Source organism: Vibrio neptunius (assembly GCA_019339365.1).
GTDB lineage: Bacteria > Pseudomonadota > Gammaproteobacteria > Enterobacterales > Vibrionaceae > Vibrio > Vibrio neptunius.
In genome coordinates this window covers 1,103,527-1,123,949 of sequence record CP079859.1, presented here as the reverse complement: position 1 = coordinate 1,123,949, position 20,423 = coordinate 1,103,527, and the positions used below count along the sequence as shown (strand labels likewise).

Here is a 20,423-nt window from a genome sequence, read left to right as displayed (position 1 = left end):
GCATTACTCAATTAGCAGATCGGCGTTAAAAACAAAGAAGGCAATTGGTTTATCACCCTTTGCCTTCTTATCCAACCTAGTCGTTTTCTGTCTGCTTATTCACAAACGTATTCAACCACATTAAGACCAAAGCCTCCCAAAGCGTGGTATTTCTTATTGGTGGATGAGAGTAGACGCATGTCATGTACACCCAAATCCGCCAAAATCTGCGAACCGACACCAACACGTCGTGATGTCCCTTGCTTCTTCGCTAAGGTTGGCGCTTCGCCTTTATCTTGGGCTTCAAACATTTTTACTCGGTGAATAAGCAGGTCCGTCGACTCTTCATTACCAAGAATCACCAAAACGCCACCTTCTTCGCCAATACGTTTCATTGCTTTATCTAACGTCCAGCTTCTTTCCGCATTGCGGTCGCTGCGCAACAAATCAGTAAACGTATCCTGAAGGTGAACTCGAACCAATGGTGTTTTTTCTTGCACGTCGCCTTTGCACAAGGCGTAGTGGACCTGATTGTCGATCGTATCGCGGAAAGTCACCAGTTCAAATTCGCCGTATTCTGTCGGCAATTTGCACTCTGCAACACGCTCAATCGTCGTTTCTGTGTTGTTGCGGTATTCGATCAAGTCAGCAATCGTACCTAACTTAATATTATGTTTCTCAGCGAAGATTTCTGAATCAGGGCGGCGAGCCATTGTGCCGTCATCATTAAGGATCTCAACAATAACACCGGAAGGCTCTAAACCAGCAAGACGAGCTAAATCACAGCCTGCTTCTGTATGCCCAGCACGAGTGAGAACGCCCCCTTCCTGCGCAGCAAGTGGGAAGATATGTCCAGGTTGAACCAAGTCTGCCGCTTTGGCGTCTTTTGCGACCGCAGCTTGCACAGTGCGCGCACGATCGGCTGCTGAAATTCCCGTTGTAACGCCTTCCGCAGCTTCAATAGAAACAGTGAAGTTGGTGGTATACTGTGCGTTATTGTCCTGGACCATAGGCGGTAAACCTAAACGCTCACAACGTTCTTTGGTCATCGTAAGGCAGATCAGGCCACGACCATGAGTCGCCATGAAGTTGATTGCTTCAGGAGTGACATGTTCGGCCGCCATGATCAGATCGCCTTCATTTTCACGATCTTCATCATCCATCAGGATGACCATTTTACCTAATCGAATATCTTCGATGATTTCTTGAGGCGTACTAATTGGCATTTCTCTAGTTCCTGTTATCTGGGCACTTGGCGACTTGATTCTGTGTCAAAACCCAGCTCCTAGGCTGGGTATCCGCTAATTTATGCAAAACCGTTTTGCTGGAGAAATTCCATAGTCAAACTCGATTCTGGCTGCTCATTTTGGCTGGTCAATAAACGTTCCATGTAACGCGCTAGTACGTCCACTTCCAAATTAACTGTTCGTCCAACATGGAAATCTGCGATGGTCGTCTCTTCTCCAGTGTGAGGTACTATCGTAAGTTTGAAGGCATTTTTGCGTAGAGCATTCACCGTCAGGCTAATACCATCCACAGTAACGGAACCTTTCTCAGCAACATATTTGCATAGCTCTTCAGGCATGGAAACCCAAAACTCAATAGCCCGCCCTACCTGGTTACGTTCAGTAATTTCACCGACGCCATCCACGTGACCAGACACTATATGGCCACCAAAGCGCGTGGTTGGCAACATCGCTTTTTCTAAGTTAACCTTGCCACCCACTTGATAATCCGTGAATCCAGTTTTGTTCAATGTTTCTAACGATAAATCTGCGCTGTAGCTGGTTGAATTGAAATCCACCACAGTCAAACACACGCCATTTGTTGCAATACTGTCTCCGAGTTTGACGTCTGACATATCCAGCTTACCCACTTCAACGGTGACACTAACATCTTCACCTTTTGGAGTAATCGCTGTTAGCGTACCAACAGCTTCAATAATTCCTGTAAACATAGTTACACTTCTTTGTTCTTAAGTCGGGCTACAAGTCGAATGTCTTGGCCAACTTGCCTGATATCTTGAATATCGAGTTCAATAACCTCTGCCATCGACTCTAGGCCAAGCGCACCTAATAACCCTCGACCATCACTGCCCATAATTTTAGGTGCTAGGTACAATATTAACTCATCCACCAAGCCCTCTTTAATCAGACTGCTTGCCAGAGTGGCACCCGCTTCAACCCATAGGTGATTAATATTGTGATGGGAGACTAGGTTTGCAAATACTGATGTCAAATCGATTTGCTCTGAGTCATTAAGTAAAGGATCCATATCGCCTTGTGCGGAGACAACAATACGCTTACCGTCAGTGGAATAGAACTTGAGCTCGGAAGATAGCAGTTGCTGACGATCTAACACCACTCTGACAGGTTGGCGCACATCACTTTCAGGCAGCTTAGCCTGCACAGATTCAGGTAACTCAGACCAGCGTAGATTCAGTGATGCGTTATCCTCGATCACCGTTTTGCTTGTCGATAAGATAGCGCCAGCTTGAGCACGATAGTGTTGCACATCTTGCCTTGCCTGAGGAGAAGTGATCCACTGACTTTGACCATTACTCAGCGCGGTTTGGCCATCAAGGCTGGCAGCCATTTTCAGTTGTACAAATGGCATTCCGGTTTTCATACGTTTGATGAAAGCAGAATTCAGAGCCATTGCATCGCTTTCTAACAATCCAACCTGAACCTCAATACCCGCATCACGCAGCATTTTAATGCCACGCCCTGCTACTTGTGGGTTTGGGTCTTCCATCGCGCAAATCACTTTCGCAACCTTAGCTTTGATCAAACCTTCAGCGCATGGAGGAGTACGCCCGTAATGAGAGCAAGGCTCAAGGGTGACATAAGCGGTCGCCCCTATAGACTTATCGCCTGCCATTTTTAGTGCATGGACTTCGGCATGAGGTTCACCAGCACGATAGTGAAAGCCTTCACCAATGATGTCGTCATCAAGAGCAATAACACAGCCAACGTTCGGGTTCGGTGCCGTGGTGTAAATGCCGCGTTTCGCCAATTTAATCGCACGCGACATCATTTGATAATCTAGAGGAGTGAATTCAGACATTTTACTTTAACCTTTAATCTTCTAGTCGGGCAATTTCTTCGCCAAACTCACGAATATCTTCAAAGCTACGGTAAACGGATGCAAAGCGAATATAAGCGACTTTATCTAGTTCTTTAAGCTGATCCATAACCAAATTACCGATCATTTCACTCGGTACTTCACGCTCTCCAGTCGCTCGCAGCTGAGACTTGATCATACTAATAGCCAGTTCAACAGAGTCTGCGCTCACGGGGCGCTTTTCCAATGCTCGCTGTAAACCACCAACCATTTTATCTTCATTGAATGGTTCGCGATTTCCATTGGATTTAATCACACGAGGCATCACCAGCTCAGCGGTTTCGAATGTGGTAAAGCGTTCGCTACAAGCTAGGCACTGCCTGCGACGACGAACCTGATGACCATCAGCCACCAGACGAGAATCAATCACTTTCGTGTCATTCTCAGAGCAAAAAGGACAATGCATATCACCTCCATAATATACTCAAACAACCTCTGGCGATTAACGCACGTTGATGAAACGAACAAAGGCACTTTGTTGATAAAATTACCAACGAAAAACCCTTTAGAGATAAGTTGTTACCACGTAAACGAAGTCATTTGAGTATATCGCAGCTAGTGTAGCGGATTTGGTAAAGTGAAGAAAAGCAAAAGGGACGAAAATCGCCCCTTTTTCGTATAGGAATACTGAGTTTTGTTAACTACGCGGTAGGTAGTTGGCCTTTCCTACCCATTTGTAGCTGGTTAGCTCCTCTAATCCCATTGGACCGCGAGCATGCAGTTTCTGTGTAGACACCGCCACCTCAGCCCCTAAACCGAACTGCGCGCCATCGGTAAATCGAGTAGAGGCGTTGACGTACACAGCAGCAGAACCCACTGAATTAATGAACAGCTCCGAGTTTTCTAAACTGTTCGTCATAATTGCATCAGAGTGGCTGGCATTATGCACTCGCATATGATCGATAGCTTGTTTGACATCCTTAACCACTTTGACCCCAAGAGTGTAACTGAGCCATTCCGTATCAAAGTCGCCTTCGCCACTATCACGTATCTGCTTAGCATTGGTCATCAAAGCCTTTGCTTGAGGCTCTGCAACAAAGGTGACTTTCTCTTCCATGCGAGCTTTCAACATTGGCAAAAACTCGGCTGCGATAGCTTGGTGAACCAATAAAGTATCCAGAGCGTTACAAGCCGAAGGGCGCTGTACTTTCGCATTCTCGACGACTTCCAGAGATTTCTGGAGATCAGCGCTCTCATCAACAAATACATGGCTGATACCAAAGCCGCCGATAATGACAGGGATAGTGCTGTTTTCTTTACACATTTTGTGAAGGCCAGCACCACCACGTGGAATGATCATGTCGACGTAGTCATCCAGCTTAAGCAGCTGAGAAACTAGCTCTCGATCCGGTTTCTCAATATACTGAACTGAGGCTGCAGGCAGCTCTGCTTTAGCAAGGGCAGACTGAATAACCTTAACCAGTTCCATATTGGAGAAAAATGTCTCTTTACCACCACGGAGGATACTTGCGTTACCCGTTTTCAAACACAAGGCGGCAATATCAATGGTCACATTCGGTCGCGCTTCATAGATAACGCCAACAACCCCTAATGGCACTCGACGGCGAGATAAAGACATGCCGTTTTCCAGCACTTTGCTGTCAATTTCACTGCCAACAGGATCATTAAGGCTAATCACGTTACGTACATCATTGGCAATACCTGCCAAACGCGCTTCGTTAAGCAGTAAACGATCCAGTAACGCTTCTGTTAAACCCGCTCCACGGCCCAGTTCAATATCTTTGGCATTTGCTGCCAAAATAGTTTCTGCGTTGGCTTCGAGTTCATCGGCGATGATCGCTAATGCTTGGTTCTTTTGCACCGTTGATGCTGTTGCTAGTTGGAAAGCTGCGTCTTTGGCAGCTTGCCCCATAGAAATCAGTTCCACTGTCTTTACCTCAATTATTCCTGAATGACGACCATATCATCGCGGTGCAGCACTTCGCTGCCGTAGTCATAACCCAAAATTCCTAAAATATCTTTACTGTGCTTGCCAATTATCTTGCTCATGTCTTGGCTTGAGTAACTGGAAATCCCACGCGCGACCAAAGCACCGCTCTTATCAGTCACACGCACCACCTCACCACGGGCAAATTCACCACTCACGTGAGTCACTCCCTTTGCCAATAGACTGCTCCCTTTATCGATAACAGCTTTCACCGCTCCATCATCGATAACAATATCACCGGATGCAGCAGGACCGGCCAGAATCCAGCGCTTGCGACTTTCAAGTGCTTCTTCAATGGGCAAAAAACGGGTGCCTTGTGGTGCTTCACCTAATGAATCAAACACCACATCAGGCGCACTGCCAGCTGCGATGATCACTTCAATTCCGGCTCTTCGAGCAATATCCGCCGCCTGAAGTTTAGTTGCCATCCCGCCTGTACCTAGCGTTGTGCCACTGCCTCCAGCGATTTTGCGTAGCGTGTCATCAATGGTTTTCACTTCTTTAATCAATTCAGCGTTTGGATCTTTGCGCGGATCAGCGGTAAACAGCCCTTTTTGGTCCGTCAAGAGCAACAGCTTGTTGGCTCCACACAAAATACCCACTAGAGCAGATAAGTTATCGTTGTCACCGACTTTAATCTCACTGGTCGCTACGGCATCATTTTCGTTAACGATAGGAATGATATCGTTATCAACCAACGCATTAATAGTATCGCGGGCATTCAAGAATCGTTCACGATCTTCCATATCCGCACGAGTTAGCAACATCTGGCCAATCTTAATACCGTAAATACCAAACAACGCTTCCCAAGTTTGAATCAACTGACTCTGGCCTACAGCTGCTAACAGTTGTTTATTCGCCATTGAGTTAGGGAGTGCGGGGTAACCGAGGTGCTCTCGACCAGCCGCAATTGCGCCAGACGATACCATGACCACAGAGTGGCCCAATTTTTGTAGCTCTGCACACTGGCGGGCTAGCTCAACCATATGAGCTCTGTCCAACGCCAAAGTGCCACCAGTTAAAACACTGGTACCCAGTTTCACAACCACAGTTTGACGCTGTGTCGCTTGTCCGCATTTTTGATTCATTGTCTTTCTGCTATGAAAAATAAAGAGTTCACCGATTAGCCTACTGATTGCATAACTTTACATGTCACTGGCAAATTGGGTCATGGACCTGATGTTTTAACAATCAAAGCACAAATTCACAAGTAGAAAAGGCGCCGTTGAGCGCCTTTTTATTTGGGAAAATGGTTATGAGGAAAAAATCAGACGAATTCGACCGATTCTTTGTGTAAATCGACACTCATATTGAATTCCGTCTCCAACGTTTCTAATAGCTTTTTATGGAAACCTTCTTGAGTACGAAACACTTCTTCTATGGCTTTTTCGGAAGTTTTTCATCCATCCAATCGCCCTTAACATCATAAAGACCAGTGCGGTAACGAGCTGCGAATGTCTGCCCTTCTTGTTCAAGCTCTAGCCACCATCCCCAGAACTCTCGTTCTTCTGGCGATTTTTTGTCATTCACACACACAGAAAGACAATCAAAAAGGTAGCGACCTTCTTCACATTGAGACTCTCTGAGGTAAGGGCCAATGGCCTTTAGTGTAGACAACAAACGGTAATGAGTTGGATTCTTTGGCTGTTCAGACATAATGAATCTCCGTATTCAAAATCTGTTGTGATTATTCGTTGTAATTATGACGAGCAAGTTAAACAGGACTAATTAGCTTGGGTATTGCTCTTATATGAGTCTTGCCTAATTTATTAGATTTGTCATCTAATTAGCTCCTCCTCCAACCACTTAATCGCCAAATCGAGGGATTGCTCATAACCTTGTGTAATTGTTTTTGCACTGATTTTCTTCGCTTTTCCGTAATCACTAAACAAGGCAACCAGTTGATTGTCACTGTAGGGTGAAACCGGATCGCTTTCGAGACTCATTGCCAGAATAGGCACCTTAGTTTTACGGTTGGACAAAATGCCTTGAACCTTAAGTGACCAAGCCATTAACTGACCCGCCAAACTGTTGACGTCGACGGCGTTTTTCCCTAAGCGTGAGGCTAAAACATCCAAGTACATTTTCGGCATTTTCTTAAGCTTTTCCGGCGATGAAAGCACATCATGAATAGGGGCTCCCAAGCTGACACAGGCTTTAATTTTGTCTGGCTCCATAAAAGACAATCTAACCAGCGCATTGCCACCAAACCTGAACCCAATCAACCCAACTCTATGGTGATCAATCCAAGGAATGTGGAATAACTCGTTCAATACGGCTTGATGGAGACAAGAAGTGTCCTCCGTCAATGTCCAGTGGCTGTTGTGTCCGACGGAGGGCATATCGACAGTCAACATGGCGATATCTTTCTTAGCGAGATGATCACGGAATAACTTCCACATGTCCGTTTGTAAGCTATCTAAGCCCGCACTGACCATTACCACGGGTTGTGGCTTATCTGTTTTAGTCAGATGAAGGTGAGCCAAGATACGTTTGTTCTGGTAGGGAACTTCTATCTGCTTAACGATGTATTTTGTCTTCTTCGACGCTTCAGTATAAGCACTACTAGCAAGGACCTGAGCCTGGACCGCCAAGTTGTCATTCTTAAGGTGCGGGTAACCGGCAATACTAAAGCACAAAGAAGCGTTGAACAGCTCATCTGCGGCTTTTTCACCCGCCAATCCATTGGAACGTTTATGGTGCTGCATACCCAGCTTGGTCCACTCGTACGTCCAATTACCGCTGTGATAGCCCATGACGGTATCCAGCCACTCATCGTGGGTACGTGAATGTTTTGAGGATGCAATCTTGGCGAGAACAGCTTCGAGTTCAATAGGGTCTATACCTTGCCATACCCACTGCATTCGACGTAGATTTCGATACCATTTAAAGCCATCTTCTTCACGCTTTTGATCCAACATCGACTGGCTGCTGGGCATGTATTGTGTCAACGCAGAGGTTTCTTTGGCTTGTTTATGATTGGTGAACAGGGTTTCAGAGAGGTTTTTGCTCACTTCTTCAGACATAAGATGACCTAATGGGAATAATTTCCCACATTGTATACCTGTCGCGAGGTAAAAGTCAGACAAGAATCAAGGTTCGAAGTATTGGCTTACGAAAAGTCATAAAAGGAGGCCAAAGACATATACGGTAGCCTCCAGAAAGCGAAAAAAACCAATGCTCAACCAACAAAAATGACCCATTTAGGGCCATTTCACTTTAATTGAACCACTCAGGAAAGGTTATTTTTGCTTGCGATTGATCGGTTCAGCGTACTGAATCGACATATCCCAAGGCTGTTCAATCCATGTTTCCTGTGCAATATCAACCACATAATCATCAAGGAGAGCAGCACCAGATGGTTTCGCACATACTGCGATCAATTTTGCTTTCGGATACAGTTCACGCAGCTTGCGAGCGGTATCACCACTGTCCACTAAATCTTCGACGATTAAGTAACCTTCGCCGTCACCTTCAGGTGCTTTCAAGACGCTCATATCACGTTGGTGATCATGATCATAACTAGAGATACAAATGGTATCAACATAACGAATACCTAGTTCACGAGCGAGAATTGCACCTGGAACAAGACCACCCCGACTTACGGCCCAGATACCTTTCCACTGCTCTGCCGGCATTTGCTGCTCAGCAAGCTCACGACAATAACTGTGCATTTGATCCCAAGTAATAATGAATTTCTTACTCATTGTTCTAAACCTAATAATAAAAGTTGAGGGGCAGTCCATTCCACTTAGCGCAGAACGTTCGACCCCTTAATGAAGTTCTTTAAGCAACAATGTACTTGAAGATAAAGATTGCTGACATCACCCATACACTGAGGGAAACATCACGACCTTTACCACTGAATAACTTGATTGCCGCATAAGCGATGAAACCGAGAGAAATACCTTCCGCAATAGAGAAAGTCAGAGGCATCAACAAACAGGTAACAACAACAGGTGCCGCCTCTGTCAGGTCTCGCCAATCGATGCTCACCAGACCAGAAAGCATAAGAATCGCCACGTAAAATAGCGCACCAGCTGTTGCATAGGCAGGGATCATACCAGCCAATGGCGAGAAGAAAAGAGCAAGAAGGAACAAAATACCAACCACAACCGCCGTTAGACCTGTTCGACCTCCAGCGGCAACCCCCGATACGCTCTCAATGTAAGAGGTCGTATTGGACGTCCCCAAAAGAGCCCCCACTGAAGTCGCGGTCGAATCAGCAAGAAGGGCTTTGTTTAGACGAGGGATTTTACCATCTTTATCCATCAGACCAGCTTTTTGAGATACCCCGACTAACGTGCCAGCAGTATCAAATAAGTCGACGAAAAGGAAAGCAAAAACCACTGAAATCATACCGATCTCAAATACCGCAGAGAAGTCCAACTGCATAAAGGTCGGAGCAATGCTTGGTGGGGTTGACATGATCCCCCCCATTGCACATCACCAAACACCAGACCTAAGCCCGTAACCGCCAAAATAGCGATCATCACCGCACCTTTTACGCCACGGTGAACCAGTGCGATAGTTAAGAAAAAACCAATTGAGGCTAATACCGCAGGTAGTGAAGTAATCGCTCCAAGAGAAACAAGCGTGGCTGGATTATCAACCACAATGCCTGCATTCTTTAGCGCGATAAATGCTAAGAACAAACCAATCCCCGCAGAGATACCCGTGCGCAAAGAAAGTGGGATGGAGTTTATGATCCACTCTCGGATCTTAAACACACTCAGTAGAATGAATAGCACACCGGATACAAATACTGCTGCTAGAGCGACTTGCCATGTATAGCCCATACCCAGAACAACGGCGTAGGTGAAAAAGGCATTCAGCCCCATTCCCGGTGCCTGGGCAATTGGGTAGTTAGCGACAAGGCCCATGATGAAACAGCCGATAGCGGCCGCGAGACAGGTCGCGACGAAAACAGCACCACGATCCATACCGGCATCAGCCAAAATCGCCGGATTGACAAAGATGATGTAAGCCATAGTAAGGAAAGTTGTCATACCGGCTATGATCTCAGTTTTTACATTCGTTCCGTGTTCACTGAGCTTGAATATTTTTTCGAACATAATCGAATTCCAAAGGGTAAAAGTAAACGGTTGCGTAATCGATTGGCGGGATTATAAAGTCTACAAATGGCAAATTCCAGATAGAATTAGGACTCTAATCAATATTTCTATCTATAAAACTCGAACTCAAATGCTCTACCTAAAGGAACATTGGTAAAAAATCCCGTTAGCTCAATGAATAACGGCGATGCATCTATGAGTTTTTGAAGGGTGATTTTTTCAACCATGTCGTAAACTTACATTGAAGAAAAAGCGCTGGAGCGAGGTTGGATATGTGTTTACGCGAATAATGCGAAGCAAAACTGATGAAAATAAGAAAACCATGCCATTGGAGGCGTTATTTTCAACAGATAAAAAAACGCCACTCAAATTGAGTGGCGGTTGAATCATGTCAGCAAATTGTGAGCTGTAATAAAATTCCAATTATAGGGGTGAACAAACTTGTTCGAGAGTCACAAGTTCGGAATTAGTAACCGAAGCTCGTTGGGTATGCAAAATTGCCAGTGTAAACAGAGTTGTTTATCCAGAACGCTGCACTTGGTAAACCTTTCATAACTATCACCTTCTAAATCAATGAAAACAGATAACAAATATTGATTTCTCGGTTCCTTGGAGGCGACAAATCGGACTCATCCTTTGAGCATTTTCTCTTCGCTTTCGAAGTTGGTTACTAATATACCCTAAAGAAAATTAATTACAACAATAAAGGTGATAAAAGTCACACAAATTTCAATAAATGACCAAGATCAAATGATTTTGGTAATTAAATTACACAAATATTAATTTGGATGTTGTTTTTATTACACTCAATAAGAATTCAGACTCACATAGCAAAATGATTGAATCTAGGTTCTGTGATGGCAGCGAAACATTTCGTTTCTGCTTTGACTACTACCTAACCTTAGGTAGTGCTATTCTGTGCCTCTCTACCCAATAGGTCAGATTTGGTTTTTTGTTCGTTTAATTGACTAAGTTTCCTAACAAGATCTGGCATTATTATGATTAAGGAGTCATCCGTGTCTGAATTCCATTCTGAAATCAGCAACTTATCACCTGCACCATTATGGCAGTTTTTCGATAAGATCTGCTCTATCCCTCACCCTTCTAAATATGAAGAAGCGCTCGCTCAATACATTGTGGGCTGGGCGACTGAGCAAGGCCTAGATGTCCGTCGCGATCCGACGGGCAATGTTTTCATTAAAAAGCCAGCCACACCTGGCATGGAAAACAAGAAGGGCGTAGTTCTTCAAGCGCACATCGATATGGTGCCGCAAAAGAACGAAGACACGGATCATGACTTCACTAAAGATCCTATCCAGCCTTATATAGACGGTGAATGGGTCACCGCAAAAGGGACCACTCTAGGTGCAGACAACGGTATGGGTATGGCATCTTGCCTAGCAGTACTCGCCTCTACCGATATCAAACACGGCCCAATTGAAGTACTTCTGACTATTGATGAAGAAGCAGGCATGACTGGTGCCTTTGGTCTGGAAGCCGGATGGCTAGAAGGTGAGATTCTGCTGAACACCGATTCAGAGCAAGAAGGCGAAGTCTACATGGGCTGTGCGGGCGGTATTGATGGCGAAATGACATTCGACATCAAGCGCGAAGCGATCCCAGCAGGCTACGTAACTCGCCAACTCGTATTGAAAGGCCTGAAAGGCGGCCACTCTGGTTGTGATATCCATACTGGTCGTGGTAACGCCAACAAACTTGTCGCTCGTTTCCTAGCAGGTCACGCACAAGAGCTGGATCTACGTCTGGTTGAATTCCGTGGCGGTAGCCTGCGTAATGCGATTCCACGTGAAGCATTCGTAACTGTCGCTATCCCAGCAGAAAACGAAGCGAAGCTGGCTAAACTCTTCAACTTCTACACTGACTTGCTGAAGCAAGAGTTAGGAAAAATAGAAACAGACATCGTTTCATTCAACGAAGCCATCGAAACTAGCGAGCAAGTGCTGGCCATTGCTGATCAGCAACGTTTTATCGCTGCACTGAATGCTTGCCCTAACGGTGTGATCCGCATGAGTGACGAGATCGAAGGCGTGGTTGAAACGTCTCTGAACGTGGGCGTTGTGACCACAGAGAGTGATAAGATCAACGTACTTTGCCTAGTTCGTTCATTGATTGACTCAGGTCGTCATCAAGTTGAAAGTATGCTGACATCCGTAGCGGAACTGGCAGGGGCGAAGATTGCTTTCTCTGGTGCATACCCAGGGTGGAAGCCAGATGCAAACTCTGAAATCATGGCTATCTTCCGTGACATGTACGAAGGTATCTACGGCCATAAACCAAACATCATGGTCATCCATGCAGGTCTAGAGTGTGGCCTGTTTAAAGAACCGTACCCGAACATGGACATGGTTTCATTTGGCCCAACGATCAAATTCCCACACTCACCAGACGAGAAAGTAAAAATCGACACGGTTGCCCTATTCTGGGATCAAATGGTCGCGCTACTGGAAGCCATTCCGGAAAAAGCCTAACCCGCTCGTCCTATAGAAAAACATGTCAAAAGCCAGCTGGAAACTGCTGGCTTTTTTGCTACCGACGTTGATAATCAAGTTTTGTCGTCACGGTGAAATTAAATCGTTAGTCAACCTCACCTCTCGCTGATACAGTCGCCGCCGTTGAATCGCCATAGGCAATCCATCTTGCCCACTTCAACCCCTATAACAGATACACGCTATCCTTATATATCGGGGATGCTCGGTTCTCAGAGCATCTTGATGACTTCCTCAATGTAAATGACATGCAATGAACGAAAAACTGCTAGTAGGCTGGCGAGAAACCCTGAGCCTTCCTGAGTTAGGTATAGAAAAAATCAAGGCGAAAATTGATACCGGAGCCAGAACTTCTTGTCTGCACGCATTCAAAGTCGAGAGCTTCCATAAGGAGGCTGAGCTGTGGGTTAGGTTCTGGATTCACCCTTTACAGCGTGATACTTCAAAAAAGGTGGTGTGCGAAGCCAAGGTCATCGACCAACGTATTGTGCGCGATTCTGGAGGCCATGAGGAAACACGCTATGTAATTGAATCAACAATTCAACTCGGTCAGCAAAGTTGGAAAGCGGAATTGACGTTAACCAATCGTGAAAACATGGCGTTTCGCATGTTGTTAGGCCGCACTGCAATGCACCATCGCATGCTTGTCGACCCTGCTAAATCGTTTTTAGTCCCCTTCGAGGAAAGCCAACAATGAAAATCGGTATTCTGTCTCGCAACGCCAACCTTTACTCAACCAAGCGTTTGATCGAAGCGTGTCAGAAACGTGGTCACGACGTTAAAGTGATCGATGCACTACGCTGCTATATGAACATTAACTCTGACAAACCTGAGATTCACTTTAAAGGCGAAGAGTTGTCAGGATTTGATGCCATCATTCCACGCATTGGCGCATCCGTGACTTTTTACGGCACGGCGGTACTGCGCCAATTTGAAATGATGGGTGTTTACCCAGTCAACGAGTCAGTGGCTATTACGCGCTCACGCGACAAACTGCGTTCTATGCAATTGCTGTCTCGTAAAGGGATCGGCATGCCAGTTACCGGATTTGCTAGCAAACCCGATGATGTCAAAGACTTGCTAGACATGGTCGGCGGCGCTCCAGTCGTGATCAAACTACTTGAAGGCACTCAAGGCATTGGCGTGGTATTAGCGGAAACACGTAAAGCAGCAGAAAGTGTTGTCGAAGCTTTCATGGGACTTAAGGCCAATATCATGGTTCAGGAATACATTAAGGAAGCGGGTGGCGCTGATATTCGATGCTTTGTAATTGGCGATAAGGTGATCGCAGCCATGAAACGTCAGGGCGCAGAAGGCGAGTTTCGCTCTAACCTGCACCGTGGTGGCAGCGCATCACTCATCAAAATCACACCAGAAGAGCGTCGTACGGCGATTGCTGCAGCAAAGATCATGGGGCTAAACGTTGCTGGGGTCGATCTACTAAGATCAGAGCGAGGGCCTTTGGTGATGGAAGTCAACTCTTCACCAGGCTTAGAGGGAATTGAGGCCGCAACAGGCAAAGACATTGCAGGCATGATCGTTGAATTTATCGCGAAAAATGCCTCAACCAAAGGGACCAGAACTCGTGGCAAAGGCTAAAGACAATCATGTGTTTGACATTCTCGGCGAGCAAATCTCGCCGGGACAAAGAAAGGTGGTTGAACTAGAGTCAGCAAAACTCTATACCCATTCCCCTTTGTCGATCCCAATCGAAATCATCAATGGGAAGTTTGCAGGGCCAACTCTGATGGTTAATGCCGCTATCCATGGTGATGAACTCAATGGCGTTGAAATAGTTCGTCAGTTAATCAACACCATTGATGCACAAAAACTGAAAGGCACTGTGATCGCAGTGCCCATCGTCAACGCGTTTGGCTTTATTCATAAATCTCGTTACTTGCCAGATAGACGCGACCTGAATCGCTGTTTTCCTGGCAGTGAAAAAGGTTCGCTGGCTTCTCGAGTGGCCAGTGCTTTCTTCAATAAGGTGGCAAAACGTTGTGACTATATTCTCGACTTGCATACTGGCGCGATTCATCGCACTAACTTACCGCAGATTCGGGCGGACTTAAGCAACCCTGAAACACTGCGAATTGCACAGGCCTTTGCCACACCTGTCATTGTTGATGCTCCTTTAAGAGATGGTTCACTGCGCAGTGAGGCCGAGCGTCTTGGGATCCCAGTGTTGACTTACGAAGCAGGGGAAGCGCTGCGATTTGAGCCCATTTGCATCAGTGCCGGTTTTATTGGCGTGAAACGTGTAATGCAAGCCATTGGCATGTTACGACCAAGTCGTAAAAAGCTTCCAGAACCCGTGATCGCCAAGTCCACCAGTTGGATACGAGCAGAAAGCGATGGGATTCTACGTACGGTAGTGACACTGGGAGAAAAGGTAGTAAAAGGCCAAACATTGGCCTTCATAAGCGCACCGCTGGGACACAGTGAAGTTGAGCTAAAAGCCCATAAGGGCGGTATTGTGATTGGCCAGCAAACTCTGCCATTAGTGAATGAAGGAGATGCGGTATTTCATCTGGCTTATTTTGTTGAAGACGCCCAACAAGTGGAACAAGTTGTAGAAGAGTTTATTGAAGAGGTGAACGACGCTGACCTCGAGCCACTGACAACAGGTCAAATTCAATTCTCATCTTAACCAAGAAACCGCTTACACCCTGTTTGATGTAAGCGGTTTTTTCTTCAAGTATCGCTTATCAAGTTGATTAACCGAAAGACGCCCAGATCACCGTGGCAACCAATACAGGGCAGACAAACTTGACGTAAGCTGGCCACAGCTTTCCGAACCAACCTTGCGTAAATTCCGGGTAGCCTTGCTCGAGTTCTTTAATTTTCGAGTGGCGATTCCACACCCAGCCACCAAACAAACAGAAGAGTAACGCTGCAGCAGGTTGAAGGTACTGCGTTGCAACTGTGGCAATCAAGCCAAATAGAGCACCAAAATTAAATACTATTATGATACTCACTAAAGCAATTAAACCACCGAGAACCCAGCTTGTGGTGCTGCGTTTAGTGTTGAAGCGTTCACCGACTAGCGCAACTGGACATTCCAGCATAGAGATGGAAGAAGTCAGTGCTGCAATCGTGAGTAGTAGGAAGAACACAGTCGCAAACAGCTGGCCCAACAAACCAAGACTATCAAACATCAAAGGCAATACTTGGAAAACCAGAGTATCTGAACTGAGCAGAGAACCATCCTCAGCATAGATCTGTACACCTTTCTGCATCGCCACAAACATCGCGGGCATCACTACTAGACCCGCGATAAAAGCAACCGCAGTATCTACCAGAGTCACATTCATTGCCATTTTCGGCAAGTTCTCTTTCTTGCTGAGGTAAGAGCCATAAATCAACATGGAACAACCACCAATGGTCAGAGAAAAGAAGCCCTGCCCCATGGCTGCGAGAATCAATTTTCGGTCCATCACCTTGTCAAAATCTGGGACAAGATAATGCTTAAGTCCTTCCATCGCACCAGATTGAGTCATGATATAAATGAACAACAAGCCAAATAGAATGAACAAAGCAGGCATCAAGCGCGTCGACCATTTTTCGATACCTTGTTTGACCCCACCCTGTACGATGAGAATTGTCAGCACGTAGAAAACAAGGGTGCCAAACAGGTTACGTTCAACACTGAATCCCTTAAACCAAGCACTTGCGGCTTGAATGCCTACCACATCGGCCACAGCACCAAACAAAAAACAGATCAACCAACCGCCTACAATGCTGTAGAACGCCAACACTGCGCTTGGGACACTTAAACCTATCCATCCAACAAACCCACCGACCTTTTTAGCGAGTGGATTAGAGCTGAGAGAGCGCATGCTATCAACAGGGTTGGCCTGACCATGACGACCGATCGCCATTTCAACCACCAACATGGGAAACGCCACCAGCAAAATCATCACTAGATATACCAATAGAAAGGCTCCACCACCATTACTGGCAGCTTGAGTTGGGAAGCCCCAAATATTGCCTAAACCAACCGCAGCACCTGCTGCCGCTAGAATAAAGCCTAAACGAGAGCCAAAGTGCTCACGTGTTTGAAAATTGTCTGCTTGTGCCATACCGCTTAACTTGCACCAATAAACTAGTTGACTAGTACGATATTACAAAATTCATATTCACTCCAGCCATAAGGGTATTAAGTAACCAGATTTAGACAAATAAATAGAAAATTAAGCTGTACATTAATTGATACAAAGCATTTTTAACCAATGAGTAAGGGAAGGTTGAAGCGTGAAGTGTGCCGAACAACCAATGCAATGAAAGAATCCAGACAATTTTCATCGTGATATCCAACGAATAAAATCCAAATAATCATTAAGTTAGCGGGAAAAGATCAGCATCTTCGCTATTGGTTATGAGTTGGTTTACTACATCCATTAAGGAGAGAAAAATGGGTTCGAATCTGCTCAGAGTTACCATCGTCGCAGCATTAGGGCTAAGCTACCAAGCACACGCCTATGACTGCATTGGCTTGGAGGTTTGGGATAGCAATACGGTATACACATCTGGAGATCTAGTTCAGACATCCAATCATGCTTATCAAGCCAGTCATTGGACACAGGGCAATGACCCCGTCAGAAATTCTGGGGATTGGCAAACATGGCAAGACCTTGGACAATGCGACACTGGCAGTGGTAACACCGCTCCAGCAGTATCTATAGTTTCTCCTGTCAATAACGCTGAGATCCCCGAAGGCACAGCCACCACGATACAAGCTTCCGCCAGTGATAGCGATGGCAGCATCGCTCAAGTGATCTTCCTGGTTGATGGTCAGAACATCGCGACGGTCACACAAGCACCTTATCAAGCAGATTGGACAGCGATCGCAGGTGCAACCACCATTTCCGTTATTGCCACTGACAATGAAAGCGCAACATCAGAAACGCAGATTGCAATCAGCGTCACCTTAGCTAACGAACCGATCCCTCCTTCGGTCACTTTAACTAGCCCTTCAGGCAGCGAGCAATTAACGGACGGCGACCTTCTCACATTAAGCGCGAATGCCTCCGACACCGATGGCAGCGTTGATAAGGTCGAATTTTTTGTTGATGGACAATTGATTGCCAGCGATACATCCGCACCCTATGAAGCCACGTGGACTTCAGTCAGTGGCACTCATAACATCAAAGCCAAAGCCACAGACAACGGTAACCAAACCACTTCAACACAAGAGGTATCAATGGTTGTGGCCAGCAAGGCAGCAGGTGGCTGTGCAGGGCTACCAACCTATACCGCAGGGTCCAACTACAGTACGGGGCAGCTGGTACAGAACCATAATCAAAAATACCGTTGTGACATCGCTGGTTGGTGTTCTTCAACTGCTGATTGGGCCTATGAGCCAGGACAAGGAGATTATTGGGAGCAAGCCTGGACGGGGTTAGGTGCTTGCGCGGCTCCACCAGCGGTAACCATCACTCACCCTAGTGACAATCAAATATTGCTCGCTGGCAGCACGGTCAGTTTCTCTGCTGACGCATCAGACTCGGATGGGACAATAAACCAAGTCGAATTCTTCGCAGGCAATAACAGCCTAGGTGTAGTGACACAGCCACCTTACTCAGTGAGTTGGACAGCGACTCAAATTGGCCTAAATAGCCTCAAAGCCGTCGCGACAGACAATGAAAACAACACGGGCGAAGCGATGGTTTCGGTAACAGTCAGTGACCAAGACTTAGTAGTTGCACTGACATCACCAGCCCCGGGCCAAACCGTCGGGTTAGGTAAATCGGTCCAGTTTGCCGCCGATGCAACATCGCTGTCTGCCAGCGTGAAGCAGGTCGATTTCTTAGTCAACGGAGCCACTGTCGGTACCGATACTACTGCACCATACAGTTTTAACTGGACCGCAGGTGCAGTAGGTCGTTATACCGTAGCAGCCAAAGCCATAGATTCAACCAACAGCGAAGTGACGTCCGATGCTGCGACAATATCTGTCGAAGAACAGACAGAAAAAACGCACAAGTTGATCGGATACTGGCATAACTTCGTCAACGGTGCAGGGTGCCCAATGCGATTGGCAGATATGTCACAAGCTTGGGATGTTATCGACATTGCATTTGCCGAGAATGATCGCAACAGCGATGGTACCGTCCACTTTAACCTTTACTCTGGTGATATCCATAGCAGTTGTGCTGCACTTGACCCAGCTCAGTTCAAACAAGACATGGCGGCACTACAAGCTAAAGGTAAGAAGTTTGTCCTTTCTCTTGGTGGTGCAGAAGGCACGATTACACTCAATACTGCTCAGGATGAAGCCAACTTTGTCTCTAGCTTGACTGACATCATCAAGGAGTGGGGGTTCGACGGTCTCGATGTAGATTTAGAGAGTGGTTCTAATCTGGTTCATGGCTCGCAAATTCAAGCGCGTTTAGGTCGAGCATTGCTCCAAATCGAGCAAAACATGGGCGGAGATATGTACCTGACAATGGCGCCAGAGCACCCTTATGTTCAAGGTGGGTTCGTCGCTTACAGCGGTATTTGGGGCGCCTACATTCCTATTATTAACGATACACGCAGTACACTAGATCTTCTCCACGTACAGCTATACAACAATGGTGGCCTGCCGAATCCTTACACGCAAGGTAGCGCTGCTGAAGGTTCTATCGATATGATGGTGGCCCAATCTAAGATGCTGATTGAAGGTTTTGAGTTAGCCGATGGCACTCTGTTTGCGCCGCTTCGAGATGATCAAGTCGCTATCGGCTTGCCATCAGGCCCTAGCTCAGCGAACTCAGGGCAAGCACCGACTCAGAATATTCTTGATGCATTGGATTGTCTAACTAAAGGCACCCGCTGTGGCTCAGTCACTCCTGCCTTTAACTATCCTAACTATGCGGGTGTAATGACCTGGTCAATTAACTGGGATGAGCACGATGGGTTCATCTTCTCAGGTCCTGTTGGCGACAAGCTAACCCAGATGAATAACAGCCAATAAAAAAGAGAGCGCCGTTTGGCGCTCTTCTCTTATCGGGCGTTAAATAGTGAAAATCTGATAATCTTTTAGCTGTGGAATTTTTTTATGCAATTCCTGCTCTTGCTCTACCATGTTATCAAGTGAGTCACAAAATTCCTGACTCTGTTTCTCCACGTCAACGGAGTGTGCTTCAAGTCTTTTTGCAATTCGCTCTTTTAGCTCACTCATGGTGTCTGTCATTTCTGTCAGGTTCAGACCGCCTTCCGCTTTCATTTTTTCCGACATCGCATTGAATGCGCTGGTGATGAACTCTTCATTGAACAGCTTCTTCGCACTTTCAAAATCTTCCGCCCACGTTTCACGCAGTGAGCGAAAGCTGTCGGCTGGTAATACCAAATCGCCATTCTGATAATAACGGGCTTCAATATCAGCGTAGAACTTCTGCATGGAGGCTTTCACACTATCGAAAGCTTCCGGTGCATCGAAACTTTGGCCAACATCATCGATGATATCGTTCGCCAAAGCCAAACCATTTTGAGCAATCTGCTTTGCTCGTGGCAAGTAATCATTTAAATTGCTGCGATAGTCAGCGACTGCTTGCTGCTGTGACGCATCTAAAGGGATGACTTCACCATGAATCGTCAAGGTGTTATCGGCATTCACGATCGCACTGTCACCACTGACTTGATGGATCTCTAACGTCTCACCATTGAGGCGGATACCATTTTTCAAATCGACCTGACACTGAGCTGCGTACGCTTGACTCATCACAAGCAACGGGATGGTCATTAGAATTCGTTTCATTTTAATCTCACCATATTGACTCTTCGCTACCCTAACAAAAACCCAAAGCA

Annotated in this window: 15 protein-coding genes and 2 pseudogenes; 5 read left to right on the top strand and 12 right to left on the bottom strand. The window is 46.2% G+C overall.

The window, feature by feature from the left end:
* Positions 1-95 precede the first annotated feature (95 nt).
* The 10 genes and pseudogenes from ribB to KW548_05300 form a co-directional block, all read right to left on the bottom strand.
* Positions 96-1,205 carry a 3,4-dihydroxy-2-butanone-4-phosphate synthase gene (gene ribB / locus KW548_05345; protein QXX07442.1) on the bottom strand — a complete coding sequence of 370 codons (1,110 nt, stop codon included), beginning with the start codon at positions 1,203-1,205 and terminating at the stop codon, positions 96-98.
* An 80-nt stretch (positions 1,206-1,285) separates the two neighbouring features.
* Complete coding sequence (locus KW548_05340; GenBank protein QXX07441.1) at positions 1,286-1,936, bottom strand: riboflavin synthase; 651 nt, start codon at positions 1,934-1,936, stop codon at positions 1,286-1,288.
* A gap of 2 nt (positions 1,937-1,938) precedes the next feature.
* Complete coding sequence (gene ribD / locus KW548_05335; protein ID QXX07440.1) at positions 1,939-3,045, bottom strand: bifunctional diaminohydroxyphosphoribosylaminopyrimidine deaminase/5-amino-6-(5-phosphoribosylamino)uracil reductase RibD; 1,107 nt, start codon at positions 3,043-3,045, stop codon at positions 1,939-1,941.
* A 13-nt stretch (positions 3,046-3,058) separates the two neighbouring features.
* Positions 3,059-3,508, bottom strand: coding sequence for a transcriptional regulator NrdR (gene nrdR / locus KW548_05330; protein QXX07439.1), 450 nt, complete (start codon positions 3,506-3,508; stop codon positions 3,059-3,061).
* A 231-nt stretch (positions 3,509-3,739) separates the two neighbouring features.
* Positions 3,740-4,990, bottom strand: a complete 1,251-nt coding sequence (locus KW548_05325) for a glutamate-5-semialdehyde dehydrogenase (GenBank protein QXX07438.1) — start codon at positions 4,988-4,990, stop codon at positions 3,740-3,742.
* A gap of 14 nt (positions 4,991-5,004) precedes the next feature.
* Positions 5,005-6,138 carry a glutamate 5-kinase gene (gene proB / locus KW548_05320; GenBank protein ID QXX07437.1) on the bottom strand — a complete coding sequence of 378 codons (1,134 nt, stop codon included), beginning with the start codon at positions 6,136-6,138 and terminating at the stop codon, positions 5,005-5,007.
* 179 nt (positions 6,139-6,317) lie between these two features.
* Positions 6,318-6,706 (bottom strand): annotated as a pseudogene (crl, locus tag KW548_05315) (sigma factor-binding protein Crl).
* Positions 6,707-6,828: 122 nt separating this feature from the next.
* On the bottom strand, positions 6,829-8,076 hold the full coding sequence (gene frsA, locus KW548_05310) for an esterase FrsA (protein QXX07436.1): 1,248 nt from the start codon (positions 8,074-8,076) through the stop codon (positions 6,829-6,831).
* Positions 8,077-8,292: 216 nt separating this feature from the next.
* Positions 8,293-8,757, bottom strand: coding sequence for an oxytetracycline resistance phosphoribosyltransferase domain-containing protein Tet(34) (gene tet(34) / locus KW548_05305; GenBank protein QXX07435.1), 465 nt, complete (start codon positions 8,755-8,757; stop codon positions 8,293-8,295).
* A gap of 79 nt (positions 8,758-8,836) precedes the next feature.
* Positions 8,837-10,125, bottom strand: a pseudogene (locus KW548_05300) (NCS2 family permease).
* Between the two features lie 1,016 nt (positions 10,126-11,141).
* Here KW548_05300 and KW548_05295 point away from each other — a divergent pair.
* From KW548_05295 to KW548_05280, 4 genes are all read left to right on the top strand, one after another.
* A complete protein-coding gene (locus KW548_05295; protein ID QXX07434.1) occupies positions 11,142-12,614 on the top strand; it encodes an aminoacyl-histidine dipeptidase in 1,473 nt (490 codons plus the stop codon).
* Between the two features lie 271 nt (positions 12,615-12,885).
* Positions 12,886-13,329 carry an ATP-dependent zinc protease gene (locus KW548_05290; protein QXX07433.1) on the top strand — a complete coding sequence of 148 codons (444 nt, stop codon included), beginning with the start codon at positions 12,886-12,888 and terminating at the stop codon, positions 13,327-13,329.
* On the top strand, positions 13,326-14,231 hold the full coding sequence (gene rimK, locus KW548_05285) for a 30S ribosomal protein S6--L-glutamate ligase (GenBank protein QXX07432.1): 906 nt from the start codon (positions 13,326-13,328) through the stop codon (positions 14,229-14,231). Before KW548_05290 ends, rimK begins: the two co-directional genes overlap by 4 nt.
* Positions 14,191-15,282 carry a succinylglutamate desuccinylase/aspartoacylase family protein gene (locus tag KW548_05280; GenBank protein ID QXX07431.1) on the top strand — a complete coding sequence of 364 codons (1,092 nt, stop codon included), beginning with the start codon at positions 14,191-14,193 and terminating at the stop codon, positions 15,280-15,282. The genes rimK and KW548_05280 overlap by 41 nt, the downstream gene beginning before the upstream one ends.
* A gap of 67 nt (positions 15,283-15,349) precedes the next feature.
* Here the strand turns inward: KW548_05280 and KW548_05275 are convergent, their stop codons facing one another.
* Positions 15,350-16,714: a sodium-dependent transporter gene (locus KW548_05275; GenBank protein QXX07430.1), complete on the bottom strand. Its 1,365-nt coding sequence runs from the start codon at positions 16,712-16,714 to the stop codon at positions 15,350-15,352.
* Between the two features lie 332 nt (positions 16,715-17,046).
* Between KW548_05275 and KW548_05270 the strand changes: the two genes are divergently transcribed.
* Complete coding sequence (locus KW548_05270) at positions 17,047-19,590, top strand: chitinase (GenBank protein QXX07429.1); 2,544 nt, start codon at positions 17,047-17,049, stop codon at positions 19,588-19,590.
* Positions 19,591-19,629: 39 nt separating this feature from the next.
* Here the strand turns inward: KW548_05270 and KW548_05265 are convergent, their stop codons facing one another.
* Positions 19,630-20,373: a YggN family protein gene (locus KW548_05265; protein ID QXX07428.1), complete on the bottom strand. Its 744-nt coding sequence runs from the start codon at positions 20,371-20,373 to the stop codon at positions 19,630-19,632.
* Positions 20,374-20,423 lie beyond the last annotated feature (50 nt).

Excerpts from the sequence above, each read along its gene's own strand:
- KW548_05275 (QXX07430.1), bottom strand. The coding sequence starts at position 16,714 with ATGGCACAAGCAGACAATTTTCAAACACGTGAGCACTTTGGCTCTCGT.
- rimK (QXX07432.1), top strand. The coding sequence starts at position 13,326 with ATGAAAATCGGTATTCTGTCTCGCAACGCCAACCTTTACTCAACCAAG.
- nrdR (QXX07439.1), bottom strand. The coding sequence starts at position 3,508 with ATGCATTGTCCTTTTTGCTCTGAGAATGACACGAAAGTGATTGATTCT.
- ribD (QXX07440.1), bottom strand. The coding sequence starts at position 3,045 with ATGTCTGAATTCACTCCTCTAGATTATCAAATGATGTCGCGTGCGATT.
- KW548_05290 (QXX07433.1), top strand. The coding sequence starts at position 12,886 with ATGAACGAAAAACTGCTAGTAGGCTGGCGAGAAACCCTGAGCCTTCCT.
- KW548_05265 (QXX07428.1), bottom strand. The coding sequence starts at position 20,373 with ATGAAACGAATTCTAATGACCATCCCGTTGCTTGTGATGAGTCAAGCG.
- KW548_05340 (QXX07441.1), bottom strand. The coding sequence starts at position 1,936 with ATGTTTACAGGAATTATTGAAGCTGTTGGTACGCTAACAGCGATTACT.
- ribB (QXX07442.1), bottom strand. The coding sequence starts at position 1,205 with ATGCCAATTAGTACGCCTCAAGAAATCATCGAAGATATTCGATTAGGT.
- frsA (QXX07436.1), bottom strand. The coding sequence starts at position 8,076 with ATGTCTGAAGAAGTGAGCAAAAACCTCTCTGAAACCCTGTTCACCAAT.
- proB (QXX07437.1), bottom strand. The coding sequence starts at position 6,138 with ATGAATCAAAAATGCGGACAAGCGACACAGCGTCAAACTGTGGTTGTG.
- KW548_05280 (QXX07431.1), top strand. The coding sequence starts at position 14,191 with ATGCCTCAACCAAAGGGACCAGAACTCGTGGCAAAGGCTAAAGACAAT.
- KW548_05270 (QXX07429.1), top strand. The coding sequence starts at position 17,047 with ATGGGTTCGAATCTGCTCAGAGTTACCATCGTCGCAGCATTAGGGCTA.